Source organism: Pilosibacter sp. NGB245, assembly GCF_057397225.1.
In genome coordinates this window covers 1349615-1364378 of sequence record NZ_CM171584.1, presented here as the reverse complement: position 1 = coordinate 1364378, position 14764 = coordinate 1349615, and the positions used below count along the sequence as shown (strand labels likewise).

Genomic DNA, 14764 nt, shown 5'->3' with positions numbered 1-14764 from the left:
TTATTGCATTTTACCAATTATTATGTTAAAATGACAATGTAACAAAGAGCTATGTATTTTTAAGGAAAGGGAGGAACTTATGAATTTAAGAAAATCTATTTTAGCACTTTCAGTAGTAGCTGGAATTGTAGCTGCTCCAATGACTGTATTTGCCGCTCATACTCATAGTTAGGGTTCTCCCCAGTACTATGGATATGAAGATGAAATGCCTGGTATATATGATGACTGGGATAAATGTGCGACACGTCATGTATATAATTACAAACAATGTTTAATTTGTGGAGAAGTAAGCATTTATGAAGTTGAGACGATTGAAATGTCTCACAAATGGGTGAATGGTGCATGTGTATATTGCAACAAAGGTTACGCGAAAGAGATAAATTAACATAGTATCATTACCGGCAAGTTTATAATCAAAAAATAGAAAGCATTGAGAATATTTCATAATTTCTTGAAAGTACTCTCAGTGCTTTCTTTGATAATATGAAAGGAGAAATAAATGCAAAAAAAACAACTTTCTGTATTAGTACTAATTATTTTATGCTTTTTATTAGGATGTAACAGAGAAACACCAAAAGATGAATCTCAACAAAATTATGAAGATGAATCTAATATTTCTAAAACAAATGGAGAAGAACTTGTAAATATAAACAGTGAATTGTTAGGTTCGACTCCTTTTGATATCCAAATCGATAAAACAGCATTGCAGACTAGAAAAGAAACAGAAACAGAAGTTACAATAAAGACAAATTTAACAGACTGGGGTTATACTGTTTCTTCTGAAAAAGGGAAAATATCTGATATAAATAAAAATTCATTCATATATATAGCACCTAAAGATGAGAGGGATGATACTATAAAAATACAATTATCGGACTATGAAAATGGCATATCATATGAATATACAATTCCACTTATTTTTGCGGGAAACAATGAACATTCTTTAGATAAATTCAAGGAAAATCTTTCAAGATTACCTAATAGTTAGTAAAGAGTCGATAGACTAAAGTACCACCATCCTCTTTTATTTCAACTGAATATCCATCCCGCCGCACCGCAGCGGCACATGAAGCAGTAAATCCGAAAAAGATTTGCTGCTTTTTTTGCGTCCATTTTTGGCAAATTTCCAAAAGTTCCGTATTAGACAGTGAAACCAAAAAAGGCTGCCATTTTTTTCAGACAGCGGGCAAAACGCAGCTTCCGAAACGCCTTATTGTCGGGAAAGACCGAGCCGCCGGAAAAGTTCTTGCCGGAAAGTCCGTCCATTCTGCTCTTTTGTGGTTTGTAGGGAGTAAGGGAAAAACGCCAGCCCGCAGCCTTTTATAAAAAAAGCTGGTTATAGATTTTCTGAAAAAGTGGCAGTAGCAAGTGAACGGCAGGCCGGCAGTTTCTTAGAGCAAGATTCTACCGAGGTGCCAAAATTCGCTTATCGCTCATTTTGCCCCTGCGGGAATCTTGTTGGGGAGTGCCTTCCCCAAACCCTGCTTATGCGGCTTGCGCCGCTGAAAAACCCCTCAAAATATTTTTCGGATTTTTCAAAAACAGTTCCGCTTCACACCCTGTTTTTCTCCTATTAGTGAGAGGACACCACGCACAGAAAGGAGGTCAACCACCTATGAAACGATACAACACGCCGCACCGCAGCCGGGTAGTCAAAACACGCATGACCGAGGAAGAATACGCCGAGTTTGCCCAGCGGCTTTCTGCTTACCACATGAGCCAAGCCGAGTTTATCCGGCAAGCCATAACCGGGGCAGCCATACGCCCCATCATAACCGTTTCCCCCATCAATGACGAGCTGCTTGCCGCTGTCGGGAAGCTGACCGCCGAATACGGGAGGATCGGCGGCAACTTAAACCAGATAGCCCGGACGCTGAACGAGTGGCACAGTCCCTATCCGCAGCTTGCCGGGGAGGTACGGGCGGCGGTTTCCGACCTTGCTGCCCTAAAGTTTGAAGTCTTGCAGAAAGTGGGTGACGCTGTTGGCAACATTCAAACATATCAGCTCTAAAAACGCCGACTATGGCGCAGCGGAAGCCTATCTCACATTTGAGCATGACGAGTTTACCATGAAAGCCACCCTTGATGAAAACGGGCGGCTGATACCGAGGGAGGATTACCGCATTTCTTCCCTCAACTGCGGGGGCGAGGATTTCGCTGTTGCCTGTATGCGAGCCAATCTCCGCTATGAGAAAAACCAAAAACGGGAAGATGTGAAAAGCCACCACTATATCATCAGCTTTGACCCACGGGACGGGACAGACAACGGCTTGACCGTAGACCGGGCGCAGGAGCTGGGCGAGCAGTTCTGCAAGGAGCATTTCCCCGGACACCAAGCCCTAATCTGCACCCACCCGGACGGGCATAACCACAGCGGGAATATCCATGTGCATATCGTCATCAACTCCCTGCGGATTTACGAAGTCCCGCTTCTGCCCTACATGGACAGACCAGCCGACACGCTGGAGGGCTGCAAGCACCGCTGCACCAACGCCGCTATGGAATATTTCAAGAGCGAAGTCATGGAAATGTGCCACCGGGAGGGGCTTTACCAAATCGACCTCTTGAACGGCAGCAAGGAACGGATAACCGAACGGGAATACTGGGCGGCAAAGAAAGGGCAGCTTGCCCTTGACAAAGAGAACGCCGCCAGAGAAGCCGCCGGACAGCCGACCAAGCCCACCAAGTTTGAAACGGACAAGGCGAAGCTGCGCCGGACGATACGGCAGGCACTTTCCCAAGCTGGCAGCTTTGACGAGTTTTCTTCCCTTTTGCTGCGGGAGGGTGTGACCGTCAAGGAGAGCCGGGGGCGGCTTTCCTACCTCACGCCGGACAGGACAAAGCCTATCACAGCCCGAAAGCTGGGGGACGATTTTGACAAGGCTGCTGTCCTTGCCCTGCTCACGCAGAACGCCCACAGAGCTGCCGAACAGACCAAAGCCATACCCGAATACCCTGCCGCAGTTAAAAAGCCGTTACAAGGGGAAAAAGCTGCAAAAACCACCCCGGCAGACAACACCTTGCAGCGCATGGTTGACCGGGAAGCCAAGCGAGCCGAGGGCAAGGGCGTGGGCTATGACCGCTGGGCGGCAAAGCACAACCTAAAGCAAATGGCAGCTACCGTTACCGCCTATCAGCAGTACGGCTTTTCCTCCCCGGAGGAACTGGACGAAGCCTGTTCTGCCGCCTATGCCGCCATGCAGGAAAGCCTTGCGTGGTTGAAGCAGGTGGAAAAGACGCTGAACGGGAAAAAGGAGCTGCAACGGCAGGTGCTTGCCTATTCCAAGACCCGCCCTGTCCGGGACGGGCTGAAACAGCAGAAAAACGCCAAAGCAAAAGCAGCCTACCGTCAGAAGCATGAAAGTGACTTTATCATAGCAGACGCAGCCGCCCGCTATTTCAGGGAGAACGGCATTTCCAAGCTGCCGAGCTATAAATCCCTGCAAGCAGAGATTGAAAGCCTTATCAAAGAGAAAAACAGCGGCTACAACGATTACCGGGCAAAACGGGAGGAGTACCGCCGCTTGCAGACTGTCAAGGGCAATATCGACCAGATTTTACGCCGGAGCGAGCCGCAGCGCAGAAAGGAGCAGAGCCATGAACGGTAATATCCCCCGCATGGACTACCGCCAGTACCGGGCAGCCCGCCGCCTTGTGCATGAGTGCTGCAACTATGACAGCGGGAACTGCCTGCTGTTGGAGGACGGCGAGCCTTGCGTGTGTGTACAGAGTATCAGCTATTCGCTGCTCTGCCGCTGGTTTACCGCCGCTGTCCTGCCCCTTGATGAAGCACTGGAAGCCGCCCTCTTGCGCCGGGGAAGCCGGAAACGCTGCGCTGTCTGCGGGGCGTTCTTCTTCCCAAAATCCAACCGGGGGAAATACTGCCCGGACTGCGCCGGACGCATGAAGCGGATAAACGCCGCCAAACGGAAGCGGAAACAAAGGGAGAAATGTCACGCTTTAGGGCATTTCAAACCCGCATAAATCAAGGCTTTTTTGGAGGGTGTCAAAGGGTGCGTGATACATTTATCCTTTTCCCTTAAAAACGCCCCCTAAAAGCGTAACAGAACCCACAGACAGACACCACAAGGAGGTGAACCCTATCGCTGATTATATGACCGCAGGAACGGAGCTGCCCGCTTACCTGCCTTACCCCCGTTTCCTGCTGGAAACAGACCTATCCCACACCGCAAGAGAGTTATATGCGCTGCTGTTAGACCGTTCCACCCTTTCGCAGAAGAACGGCTGGCAGGACAGCGAGGGACGGACATACATTGTCTACCCCATAGCAGAGATAGCGGAAATGCTGGATAAAGGCTGCACCACCATAAAGGGCGCACTGAACGAACTGGACGCTGCCGGGCTGCTGGAACGCAGACGGACGGGCTTTTCTGCCGCCAACCGTCTGTATGTGAAAGTGCCGCCTATCCCAGTGGTACAGTTTTCCGACCAACTGACGGACGGAAAACCGCCCCTCATAAGGGCGGGAAACCGACCAACTGACAGCCGGAAAACTGACCTTATGACGGTCGGAAAACCGTCCCCTAACCAAACTAATATAAACAACCTAATAGAGAGCCAAACAAAAGGAGCGAGTGAGGGGCAGCCCCCCGCCGCTTATGGCAGATATAAAAATGTATTTCTTTCTGACACAGAACTTTTGGAGCTGGAACAGGACTTCCCCGGCAAGTGGGAGTATTACCTTGACCGCCTTTCCTGCCACATCGCTTCCACCGGGAAGCAGTACCAGAGCCATGCAGCCACCATTTACAAGTGGGCGCAGGAGGACGCTGCCAAAGAGAAGCCAAAGAAAGGCATACCGGACTATTCATTCAAGGAGGGAGAAAGCCTATGACCGATACAATCCACAACACCATACTGCCTATGACCGACACCACAGCCGAGCCGGAGGATTACACCGGGGAGGACGGGCTTTTATACTGCGGCAAATGCCGGAAACCCAAAGAAGCCTATTTCCCGGAGGGCAAGACCTTTTTCGGGCGTGACCGCCACCCGTCAGAGTGCGACTGCCAGCGGGCAGCCCGTAAGGAACGGGAAGCCGCCGAGAAGCGGCGCAGCCACCTTGAAACGGTGGAACGGCTGAAACGGCAGGGCTTTACAGACAAGACCATGCAGGACTGGACATTTGCCAACGATAACGGCAGCTGCCCGCAGATGAAGAACGCCGCCGGATATGTGGCACGCTGGGAACAGATAAAGGACGGGAACTACGGGCTGCTCTTGTGGGGCAGGGTAGGCACTGGGAAAAGCTATTTTGCCGGGTGTATTGCAAACGCCCTCATGGAGCAGGAAGTCCCGGTGTGCATGACAAACTTTGCAGCAATATTAAACGACCTTGCCGCCAGCTTTGCGGGCAGGAACGAATATATTTCCCGCCTTTGCAGCTTCCCCCTGCTCATCATTGACGATTTTGGAATGGAGCGTGGCACAGAATACGGTCTGGAACAGGTCTACAATGTGATTGACAGCCGCTACCGGAGCAGGAAGCCGCTGATTGTGACGACCAACCTCACGCTGGAGGAATTGCAGCACCCGGAGGACACCGCCCACGCCCGGATTTATGACCGCCTGCTTGAAATGTGTTCCCCTCTCTGCTTTACCGGGGAGAATTTGAGGAAAGCCGCCGCACAGGGAAAAATGGAACAGCTGAAACGGCTGCTTGCCGGAAAGGAGATTTGCCTATGACCGACACCCAGAGAAACAAACGCCCTGCCCGCCGCCCGGACTGCGTGACCGAAACGAGGATAGGCAACACAATCCTTGTGGTGTCTGGCTTTTTCAAGGAGGGGGCGACCGACACCGCCGCTGACAAGATGATGAAAGTGCTGGAAGCAGAAGCCGCCGCCGGATATTTGACCTGTGATAAGCCTGATTGAAAAACCGTCATTTTTACCGACCGTAAAGAAGCAGATTTGACGCTTTTGCCGCTATACAGACAGCCGCCCAATGTGGTACAATCAAGGTACGGAATAGTGGGGCTGGCTGTCGGAAACGGAGGAATTTATGTTAAGACAGACCACCCAGCAACTCATTACCGCCCTTTACCCAAGACTGTCCCATGAGGACGAGCTGCAAGGCGAGAGCAATTCCATTTCCAACCAAAAGAGGATTTTGGAAACCTATGCCAAACAGAATGGATTTTCTAATCTGCGCTGGTACACCGACGACGGTTATTCCGGTGCGAACTTTCAAAGACCCGGATTTCAAGCCATGCTTGCAGACATTGAAGCAGGGAAAGTCGGGACAGTTATCGTCAAGGATATGTCGAGGTTAGGGCGAAACTACTTACAGGTGGGAATGTACACAGAAATGATTTTCCCACAGAAAGGTGTCCGCTTCATCGCTATCAATGACGGAGTGGACAGCGCACAGGGGGAAAATGATTTTGCCCCGCTGCGGAACATTTTTAACGAATGGCTGGTGAGAGATACGAGCAAGAAAATCAAGGCAGTAAAACGCTCTAAGGGCATGAGCGGAAAGCCCATCACAAGCAAGCCCGTCTATGGCTACCTCATGGACGAGGACGAAAACTTTATCATTGACGAGGAAGCCGCCCCGGTGGTACGGCAGATTTACAGCCTTTGCCTTGCCGGGAACGGTCCGACCAAGATAGCCCGTATGCTGACCGAGCAGCAAATCCCCACGCCGGGGACGCTGGAATACCGCAGGACGGGCAGCACCCGCCGCTACCACCCCGGCTATGAGTGCAAGTGGGCGACCAATACCGTGGTTCATCTGCTGGAAAACCGGGAATATACGGGCTGTCTGGTAAACTTTAAGACCGAGAAGCCGTCCTACAAGCTGAAACACAGCATAGAAAATCCCCCGGAAAAGCAGGCGGTTTTTGAGAACCACCATGAGCCTATCATTGACCGGGAAACGTGGGAACGGGTGCAGGAGTTACGCAAGCAGCGCAAACGCCCCAACCGTTATGACGAAGTGGGCTTGTTCTCCGGCATACTCTTTTGTGCCGACTGCGGCAGCGTCATGTACCAGCAGCGATACCAGACGGACAAGCGCAAGCAGGACTGTTATATCTGCGGAAGCTACAAGAAACGCACCGCCGACTGCACAGCGCACTTTATCCGCACTGACCTCTTGACCGCTGGCGTACTCTCCAATCTGCGGAAAGTTACCAGCTATGCGGCAAAGCATGAAGCCCGGTTTATGAAGCTTTTAATCGAGCAGAATGAGGACGGGGACAGACGCAGGAACGCCGCCAAGAAAAAGGAGCTGGAAGCCGCCGAGAAACGCATAGCCGAGTTATCTGCTATCTTCAAGCGGCTGTATGAGGACAGCGTAACCGGGCGCATATCGGACGAGCGTTTCACAGAGCTGTCGGCAGACTATGAAGCCGAGCAGAAAGAACTGAAAGAACGTGCCGCCAGACTGCGGGAAGAACTTTCCAAAGCGCAGGAAGCCACCGCAAACGCTGAAAAGTTTATGAATGTGGTACGCAGGCACACTACCATTGAAGAACTTACCCCTACTCTGCTGCGGGAGTTTGTGGAGAAAATCGTTGTCCATGAAAGCGTTGCCCTTGACGGGAAACGCCGGGGCAAGTTACGCAGACAGGAAATCGAAATCTATTATTCTTTTGTCGGCAAGGTAGAACTGCCCGACACCTAACCGCCCGACCTATCCGACATACCTCATGTGCCGGATAGGAACGGCAAAATTTTTTACACTTCTATTACTTCTTTATCACACATAAGCAAAATCACAGGGCATTAAGCAGTTCATGGCTAATTAAAGGGAACAAAAAGAAAGGAAAAACCAATCCAGACGGTATCAGCGGCAGGCTACAAGAATAAATTGTGATTTCACAAGATTGGTGCTATAATAAGAGAAAAGTTCCTGCCGGGGCAGCCGCCCCGGTGGTATGGATAGAAAGGCAGGAAAACAATATGCACATCAGCTATAAACCACTCTGGCACACACTGTTAGAGCGTGATATGAGAAAAGAAGATTTAAGGCTTGCCGCCGGTATGACAACGAATATGATTGCCAACATGAGCAAAGAGGGAAAGCACATCAGCATGGACACATTAGCCCGTATCTGCGAAACGCTGAATTGTGAGATTACCGATGTGATTGAGTTAGTACCAGACGAGCCTGCTTCCACAGGAGGTAAGGAACATGAGCGAATTGAAACCAAGAATAACGGAAAACGGAATTGATTATATCCTTGTCGGAGATTACTACATCCCAGACTTGAAGCTGCCGGAAGAACACCGCCCCATCGGAAAGTATGGACGGATGCACCGGGAATATTTAAGAGAAGTCCACCCAGCCAGATTGAACACATTGATACTGACCGGAGAATTGTGGACATATCTTGCAGACCTGAACGAACAGGCACAGGAACGGTTAGACACCATCATGGAGCAGATGAAAACTGCCGAGGGCGTGACCGAGGACTTGAAGCGTACCCGTCAAATGGAATGGGTGCAGCGGTGCAATAATATCCACAACCGGGCAGAAGAAATTGTTTTGCATGAGATGATTTATTCATAACGGTATGATAGAATGATTATGACAAATCGGAATTTTGTGGAGGCACATCAATGGAAACAATTTACGAAAAGTATATGGCACTTCCCATAGATAAGGGATCTTTATGTTTAGAATATGGAGATATTGCAGACCCGTATTTTTGCTATCCCGTCAACGCAAATCCAATCGGATTTGAAGGATGTATTCTGTATTGCTTTTTGCCGGAATATGGAGAAATGGTATTTGCCTGCAATCCAGAAAGTTGTGTAGACCAAAATGTATATCCATTAGCGGCAAATTTTGAAGATTTTATCCGTTTAATCTTGGCTTGTGGTACTGCTAACCCATTGGAGCAAATCGTTTGGATGGATAAAAATAAATTTGAAGAACACATGGCAAACGAAGAAAAAATACTGACCGATGAGCAGAGGACAGCGGTACAACAGCTACAGCGGGCATTAAGTTTGTTACCAATAGAAAATCCGTTTGAATATGTCAAATCCATTCAAAAAGATTTTGATGGTAGTAAAATACAATACAGTGATGAATACTATGAAGTTACCGGCATAGAGAACCCTAAAGGAACTAACACCCAAGATAAGCATTTAGTTGAATTTGAACCTGTCGTTTTTGAATTTAACCGCAAACAAGATAGCGACTAACAACTTCCAGTTTTTGAAACTGAGAAATCGCAATTTTATGAGGTGATCATATGAGCAAAAGAAAGAACTTGACCAATAGGCTCATTGCTGTCCTGCTGATTGTTTTGGGTCTTATATTTGGTGTCACATGGAATAGTGCGAAGTTTTGCATTGGAGATGAAATCTTCATTGCCTTGGGTATATCTCCTTGGTCAAATGGTTCAAGTGGAACACATTATCCTGCTATTATTGGTAGTTTTATTATTTTGGTTGGAACAAGTATCTTGAACTTAACTTTGCAAAAGAAAGCTCGTTTTTGGATTTGAAGTGACCCCCAAAAGTTAGACAATATTTTGAAGTAAAAATTGTTCAAGCAGCCGAAAGGGCTTGCTGTCTGTGAATTGCAGGCGGCAAGCCCTTTAGCTTTGCCTTGATCCTGCGGTTGTTGTAGTAATCCAGATATTCGATCAGTTCCTGTTTGAAGTGTTCCATGGATTGAAATTCTTGCAGATATAACAGTTCACTTTTGAGCAGTCCGAAGAAATTTTCTATCACAGCATTGTCCAGACAGTTTCCCTTGCGGCTCATGCTCTGTCGGATCCCCTTCTCGCGAAGCATCCGCTGGTACTGCTTGTGTTGATATTGCCAACCCTGATCAGAGTGGAGAATCAGGCGTGTTCCGGCCGGGATCTTTGCAAACGCCTCGTCCAGCATGGTGGTTACCATGCTGAGTACAGGATGATCCGATATGGTGTAACTGACCAGATCGCTGCTGTGCAGATCGAGAATCGGGGACAGGTAGAGCTTCTCTCCAAACAGGCTGAACTCCGTCACATCCGTGACCCATTTCTGATTCGGCTTTTCGGCATGGAAATCCCGATTTAGCAGATTTGGTGCGATTTTGCCCACTTCTCCCTTATAAGAGCGATACTTCTTCATCCTGACACGGCAAACTAAGCCCAACTCTTTCATAAGCCGCTGGACAGTCTTGTGGTTCACAGAGAATGTACGCTTGCGAAGTTCTGCCGTGATCCGGCGATAGCCGTATCGACCCCTGTTTTCATGGTAAATCGTTGTGATTTCTTCCTTAACAGATGCATATTTGTCTTCTTTCTGCATCTGCTTCAAATGATAGTAGAAAGTTGCACGGGGCAGTTGAGCGATTGAGAGCAGAATACTGAGTGCGTGTTTTTGCCTTAGCTTCTGAACTACCAGCGTTTTTTGTGCTGGTGTCGCTCGTCTTCCAAAACCAAGGCTTGCAAATTTTTTAGGTAATCGTTCTCCGCACGCAGTCGCTGCACTTCGGCCAGCAGATCTTCTTCTACCTGCTTCGGCAGCTGCTTTGGCGGACGACCCTTACTGCTGCGGCCACGCCGTTCGACGGCAAAGCCTTCCGGCCCTTCCTCCAGATAGATTCGCTCCCATGATTTGATTCGATCTCTGCTGTTTACCTCAAATCTACGACAGGTTTCGCTGTAACTTAATTTCTCTTCCTGCATAGTTTCAATCACCAGTTTTTTGAATTCCGGCGTATATCGTTTGTTTGGTACTCCTTTTGGCATAACAAAACACCCCACTTGTTAGATAGTATACCATACTGTCTAACAAATGGGGTGCAGTTCAATTTGGGCGGCTGTTATTCTATCTCTCATTTTGTTTAATTTGTTTTTCACTTATATGTAAATATAAATTCCAGTTTTTGAAACTGAGAAATCGGAATTGACCGAGCTCTTTGAGCGAGGGATACTTCTTGTCCGAAGGGCAAGAAGGTGGGCGTGAAAAAGATTAGAACAATCGGAATTTTGGGAGCAGGAGAAATCAAGATTGGAGGATAAATTGATGAACAAGATTTTCAAATGTCTTATTCGATTTTTGATAGAAGTGATAGTTATGACAGTTTTGATTGTTGGAATCAACATATTTACGAATGGTATGTATCTTTGGGGATTGCCCCGCATAAATGATATTCAGTCTGTAAATATCACGTATCCGAGTATCACGGATGATGTTAAAGAAATTTCAAGCCGTGAAGATATTGACTTAGCCTTAAAGCTAACAGGATTTCTGAAATATGATTTATTTGAGAAAGTGAATAGCGAAGAAGAACCTACTATTACAATTACTTATTTTCTTAAGGATGGAACAAGCAAAACAATCTCCGCTAATAACACTACTGTCTGGTGGAACAATAGAATTCATGTAATCAAGGACGAGGAAATGTTTATCAACCTAACAGAGGGAATTTTCTTTCTGGAAGATTTACAAACAAAGTAAATCAATTCCAGTTTTTGAAACTGAGAAATCGGAATTTGAATGGGAGATGAGACTATGGAAAAAATCAAAAGTTTGAATCGCTATCAAAAGGGTGTCCTAATATTTATGATTGCTATGGCACTGGTATTTGCGTTGATTTATCCCATGACAATCTCACAAGTTGGATTTGAATATAAGAACACAATTCTTGTCCCAAGTCAAGAAGATGGCAGTACGGTGTATTCCGGTAAAATCCAAGGAAAACAGGCACATTTTACGGTGTCGAAGGATAAGACCGTTGTATTTCAGTATGGCGATAAAACCTATGGCCCTTATACAGCAAAAGAAGATCCTACAGCTATTCCGAGGAACGAAGAAATGGCAGAATATATGACCGGTATGGAGCTTCGTCAAGGAGGAGATATTTTGTTTCGTGGGGGTGTTTTGGAGACAGGGGATTCATATTGGCTATACAATGAGGACGGAACCTTAGATAACTTTGGATTTTCTTATGTAACCAGTGATGGGATCGAGAGGGATGAAAACGGGGACGTAATTGATTCCGTGGAGCCATCTGCAGCTACTATACTGGAACTGATGAACGCTCCCGAGCTGACACATAAGGGCGAATGGTTTGCATGGTTTGGGGCTGTGTTTATCTGCGTTCTCAATACAATTTCTATTTTGTTTGCAGATGAGCTGTTCCGTTGGAGTTTGGCATTTCGGATCCGCAATGTCGACCACGCAGAGCCGTCTGATTGGGAAATTGCAGGAAGATATATCGGCTGGACTGTTCTGACGATCATGGCATTGGTACTCTTTATTATGGGGCTGCAATAGTACAACTTCAAGTTTGTCGTTCTAAAAATTCAACTGAATAATCCCAGCAAAAACCGCTGCTACATGGAAGCCAACAAACCATGCAACAGCGGTTTTTCTTTACCGTTTTTTCCTCTGGCTGATAGGCGTTCCCATTTTCTTTGACTTTTTGAGAATCCGAATCAGCCAGCGAAATTCTTCGTCTGACAGATTTTTATAGTTGATACCAAGCTGCTTGCAGTAAAGTACAACCAGCTTTTCATCCCGGCTGCCCTTGAAATTTTCGACCGCTTCCAGATTTTCTTTCAGTTCATCGGCAACGGTGGTCTGGGGCGCACTCTCACTGTCCTTTTTGTGGGCTTCCCGAATATCCCGGATAATGAGGTTGAGGTCATCCAGCACCATGTGGCTGAAATATTCATCATCGCTGATATGGGCGGCTTGCAGCACTTTCAAATGGGGGTCATCTTCGCCGGGGCGATACCGTTCAATGATTTCATGCCGGACGGTATCGACAAGGGCGTTGAGGTTCTGAATCTGCATGGTGGCAATCCCATCCACATAAATCTCAATATCCGCAAGAAACTTGATAAAGTCCTTATGGGTGGCAAGTTCGCACAGCAGACGGTTGTTAATCCGACCGCTTTTCAGAAGTACTACCATCTTATCACTCAAATGCAGCTCCCTTAATGGCGTGTTGATCTCCGCCCGGTTTTCTGTCCGGCAAAAGAGATAATCGAGGGACACCCCATAAAAATCTGCCAGCAGGATAAGGTTGCCATGATTGATTTCCTTATAATCCTCTTTTTCATAATTCCCAAGAGCTGATTTGGAAATGCCTGTCAGCTTTGATAATTCTTCCAGATTTAAGCCTTTGTCCTTGCGGAGTTCCCAAAGGCGTTCCTGTATGCTTGTTGCTCCTTTCATGGGCGCACGCTCCTTTCCGGTGGTTTGATTGCTGCCGCTTATCTGGATTATATCACACTTTCCGCAATCGTGGAAATTTCTGATTTTTACCCCTGATTCCTACTTTGTGGATATACGGCACAGGGCACAAAAATGTTCTATGATACAGGTAGTTCATCGATGGATTATTCCAATCGAATGACCAGCCTGTGTGGGATATGCTTCCCCGGCGATGTAGTGCCATGACTTTTGGCAGGGATATGGAGGAACCCTGACCGAAACGAGCATACCAAAGGGAGCGATACGCCGTTGTGAGATTCAGGGGAGGAACGACACCGGGGAGAACTGGCGAACTGACACCGAAATGATACCGAAATGATACCGAAACACGACAACCTGATAGGGGGATAGTCTACCCTATCGCTGATACTTCGGGAGATTTTAGGCGGTTCTATGACTGTAATTTTGCCGAAAATCGCCCCGAAACCATACACTAAAACGGGAGGAAGCGCAATATGCCGAGAATGAGCAAAAAGAGGAAGCATGAGCTTTCCTTTTACCTCAATGACCGGGGGCGTGTCACTTACAACGAATTATGCCGGAAATGCCAGCATGGGTGCAGGCAGAGCTTCCGGGCGGTTGTGGTTGACTGCCCCCGTTATTTATCCAAACGAGCAAGGAAAAAGGAGGAAGACACCGAATGAATTTTGAATTTATGACGATAGACACACCATTGCCGCCCTGTATGCCCTTTCCCAGAGCGTTGACAGGATTTCCAGTCAGCAGCACCGCAAAGGTCATGTACTGCCGGATGTTGGACGCTATGCTCTCCAATGGGCAGGAGGACGAGAACGGAATCCTGTTTGTCTGCTTCCCTGTCACAGCCATTGCCGCAGTCCTGTCCCGCAGTCCCATGACGGTCAAGCGTTCTCTGAATGAACTGGAAACCGCCGGACTTATCATGCGGGTGCGTCAGGGCGTTGGAGAACCAAACAGGATTTATGTGCTGATACCGGGAAAGGAGGACGCTGCCCTTGCCTGATACCTCAAAGCTGGAAAAACTCAATCGGGAGTTGGAGAAAAGCGAAAAGAAACTGCGGAAAGCCATCAATGATGAAAAGGCATTGCAGCACCAGTTAAAGCAGCTTACCCGAAAGGAACGGACGCACCGGCTCTGTACTCGTGGCGGTATGCTGGAAAGTTTTCTGCAAGAGCCGGAACGCCTGACAGATGATGATGTCATGCTGTTGTTGAAACTCATTTTTCACAGGCAGGACACGCAGGAACTATTGAAAAAACTGCTGGAACGGGAGAAGCCGGAAACCCCTTAGTTTACTAAGGGCGCAATTATACACCACCCAGAGGTTGGCGCATTGCGTTCTCCGAAGGCTCCTCGCCGGAGGGCTGTGATTTTCCGCAGTCATGGTCTGCTCCAAATCAAACAGGGGACGCTACGCTTCCCCTGCGCTGGCTGCCGCCAGCTACCCTTTTGTGGACTTGCCATCTGGGGACATCTTGCATTGCAAGTTGTTCCCAGCCGACAAGTTTCATAAAATACGCTATCTTTTCGATAGGCAATGAAGTATAATAAAATTACCAATAAATCAAAAATTGGCGAAGGAGTTGAT

General features: G+C 47.7%; 20 protein-coding genes. 17 read left to right on the top strand and 3 right to left on the bottom strand.

Going from position 1 to position 14764, the window contains the following annotated elements:
- Positions 1-499 precede the first annotated feature (499 nt).
- The 12 genes from ACXMYH_RS06220 to ACXMYH_RS06165 all read left to right on the top strand — a co-directional run bounded on the left by ACXMYH_RS06220 (position 500) and on the right by ACXMYH_RS06165 (position 9484).
- Positions 500-988, top strand: coding sequence for a hypothetical protein (locus tag ACXMYH_RS06220; protein ID WP_002569239.1), 489 nt, complete (start codon positions 500-502; stop codon positions 986-988).
- Between the two features lie 627 nt (positions 989-1615).
- A complete protein-coding gene (locus ACXMYH_RS06215) occupies positions 1616-2011 on the top strand; it encodes a plasmid mobilization protein (protein WP_002594236.1) in 396 nt (131 codons plus the stop codon).
- The gene (locus ACXMYH_RS06210; protein WP_002594235.1) at positions 1983-3608 is read left to right on the top strand and encodes a relaxase/mobilization nuclease domain-containing protein; all 1626 of its coding nucleotides are present in this window, start codon (positions 1983-1985) and stop codon (positions 3606-3608) included. Before ACXMYH_RS06215 ends, ACXMYH_RS06210 begins: the two co-directional genes overlap by 29 nt.
- Positions 3598-3984 (top strand): cysteine-rich VLP domain-containing protein, encoded by a 387-nt coding sequence (locus ACXMYH_RS06205; protein WP_002594234.1) that lies wholly within the window; start codon positions 3598-3600, stop codon positions 3982-3984. The genes ACXMYH_RS06210 and ACXMYH_RS06205 overlap by 11 nt, the downstream gene beginning before the upstream one ends.
- Before the next feature lie 130 nt (positions 3985-4114).
- Positions 4115-4855 (top strand): replication initiator protein A, encoded by a 741-nt coding sequence (locus tag ACXMYH_RS06200; RefSeq protein ID WP_002594233.1) that lies wholly within the window; start codon positions 4115-4117, stop codon positions 4853-4855.
- Positions 4852-5706 carry an ATP-binding protein gene (locus tag ACXMYH_RS06195; protein ID WP_002594232.1) on the top strand — a complete coding sequence of 285 codons (855 nt, stop codon included), beginning with the start codon at positions 4852-4854 and terminating at the stop codon, positions 5704-5706. Before ACXMYH_RS06200 ends, ACXMYH_RS06195 begins: the two co-directional genes overlap by 4 nt.
- Positions 5703-5897: a transposon-encoded TnpW family protein gene (locus tag ACXMYH_RS06190; protein ID WP_002594231.1), complete on the top strand. Its 195-nt coding sequence runs from the start codon at positions 5703-5705 to the stop codon at positions 5895-5897. Before ACXMYH_RS06195 ends, ACXMYH_RS06190 begins: the two co-directional genes overlap by 4 nt.
- A gap of 127 nt (positions 5898-6024) precedes the next feature.
- Positions 6025-7650, top strand: a complete 1626-nt coding sequence (locus ACXMYH_RS06185; protein WP_002594230.1) for a recombinase family protein — start codon at positions 6025-6027, stop codon at positions 7648-7650.
- A 188-nt stretch (positions 7651-7838) separates the two neighbouring features.
- Entirely contained in the window at positions 7839-8201 is a 363-nt protein-coding gene (locus tag ACXMYH_RS06180) for a helix-turn-helix domain-containing protein (RefSeq protein ID WP_022742028.1), read from the top strand.
- Positions 8161-8538, top strand: coding sequence for a TnpV protein (locus tag ACXMYH_RS06175; protein WP_486555715.1), 378 nt, complete (start codon positions 8161-8163; stop codon positions 8536-8538). The genes ACXMYH_RS06180 and ACXMYH_RS06175 overlap by 41 nt, the downstream gene beginning before the upstream one ends.
- A gap of 50 nt (positions 8539-8588) precedes the next feature.
- Entirely contained in the window at positions 8589-9179 is a 591-nt protein-coding gene (locus ACXMYH_RS06170) for a hypothetical protein (protein ID WP_227296399.1), read from the top strand.
- 50 nt (positions 9180-9229) lie between these two features.
- Positions 9230-9484, top strand: a complete 255-nt coding sequence (locus tag ACXMYH_RS06165; protein WP_486555236.1) for a hypothetical protein — start codon at positions 9230-9232, stop codon at positions 9482-9484.
- A gap of 43 nt (positions 9485-9527) precedes the next feature.
- Here ACXMYH_RS06165 and ACXMYH_RS06160 read toward each other — a convergent pair whose 3' ends face one another.
- Both ACXMYH_RS06160 and ACXMYH_RS06155 read right to left on the bottom strand, forming a co-directional pair.
- Positions 9528-10373, bottom strand: coding sequence for an IS3 family transposase (locus ACXMYH_RS06160; RefSeq protein ID WP_118655573.1), 846 nt, complete (start codon positions 10371-10373; stop codon positions 9528-9530).
- A complete protein-coding gene (locus tag ACXMYH_RS06155; protein WP_118655571.1) occupies positions 10367-10720 on the bottom strand; it encodes a helix-turn-helix domain-containing protein in 354 nt (117 codons plus the stop codon). Before ACXMYH_RS06155 ends, ACXMYH_RS06160 begins: the two co-directional genes overlap by 7 nt.
- A gap of 262 nt (positions 10721-10982) precedes the next feature.
- On the opposite strand from ACXMYH_RS06155, the gene ACXMYH_RS06150 reads away from it, so the two are divergent.
- The gene (locus ACXMYH_RS06150; protein ID WP_118604542.1) at positions 10983-11432 is read left to right on the top strand and encodes a hypothetical protein; all 450 of its coding nucleotides are present in this window, start codon (positions 10983-10985) and stop codon (positions 11430-11432) included.
- Positions 11433-11486: 54 nt separating this feature from the next.
- Positions 11487-12251 carry a hypothetical protein gene (locus ACXMYH_RS06145; RefSeq protein ID WP_118603719.1) on the top strand — a complete coding sequence of 255 codons (765 nt, stop codon included), beginning with the start codon at positions 11487-11489 and terminating at the stop codon, positions 12249-12251.
- A gap of 99 nt (positions 12252-12350) precedes the next feature.
- Here ACXMYH_RS06145 and ACXMYH_RS06140 read toward each other — a convergent pair whose 3' ends face one another.
- The gene (locus tag ACXMYH_RS06140; protein WP_118700848.1) at positions 12351-13157 is read right to left on the bottom strand and encodes a helix-turn-helix domain-containing protein; all 807 of its coding nucleotides are present in this window, start codon (positions 13155-13157) and stop codon (positions 12351-12353) included.
- 494 nt (positions 13158-13651) lie between these two features.
- On the opposite strand from ACXMYH_RS06140, the gene ACXMYH_RS06135 reads away from it, so the two are divergent.
- Genes ACXMYH_RS06135 through ACXMYH_RS06125 form a run of 3 tightly spaced genes read left to right on the top strand, consistent with a single transcriptional unit; the run spans position 13652 to position 14467 of the window.
- On the top strand, positions 13652-13840 hold the full coding sequence (locus ACXMYH_RS06135) for a hypothetical protein (protein WP_015573981.1): 189 nt from the start codon (positions 13652-13654) through the stop codon (positions 13838-13840).
- On the top strand, positions 13837-14178 hold the full coding sequence (locus tag ACXMYH_RS06130; RefSeq protein WP_005945246.1) for a DeoR family transcriptional regulator: 342 nt from the start codon (positions 13837-13839) through the stop codon (positions 14176-14178). Before ACXMYH_RS06135 ends, ACXMYH_RS06130 begins: the two co-directional genes overlap by 4 nt.
- On the top strand, positions 14171-14467 hold the full coding sequence (locus ACXMYH_RS06125) for a DUF3847 domain-containing protein (protein ID WP_002594808.1): 297 nt from the start codon (positions 14171-14173) through the stop codon (positions 14465-14467). The genes ACXMYH_RS06130 and ACXMYH_RS06125 overlap by 8 nt, the downstream gene beginning before the upstream one ends.
- The last annotated feature ends 297 nt before the right edge of the window (positions 14468-14764 follow it).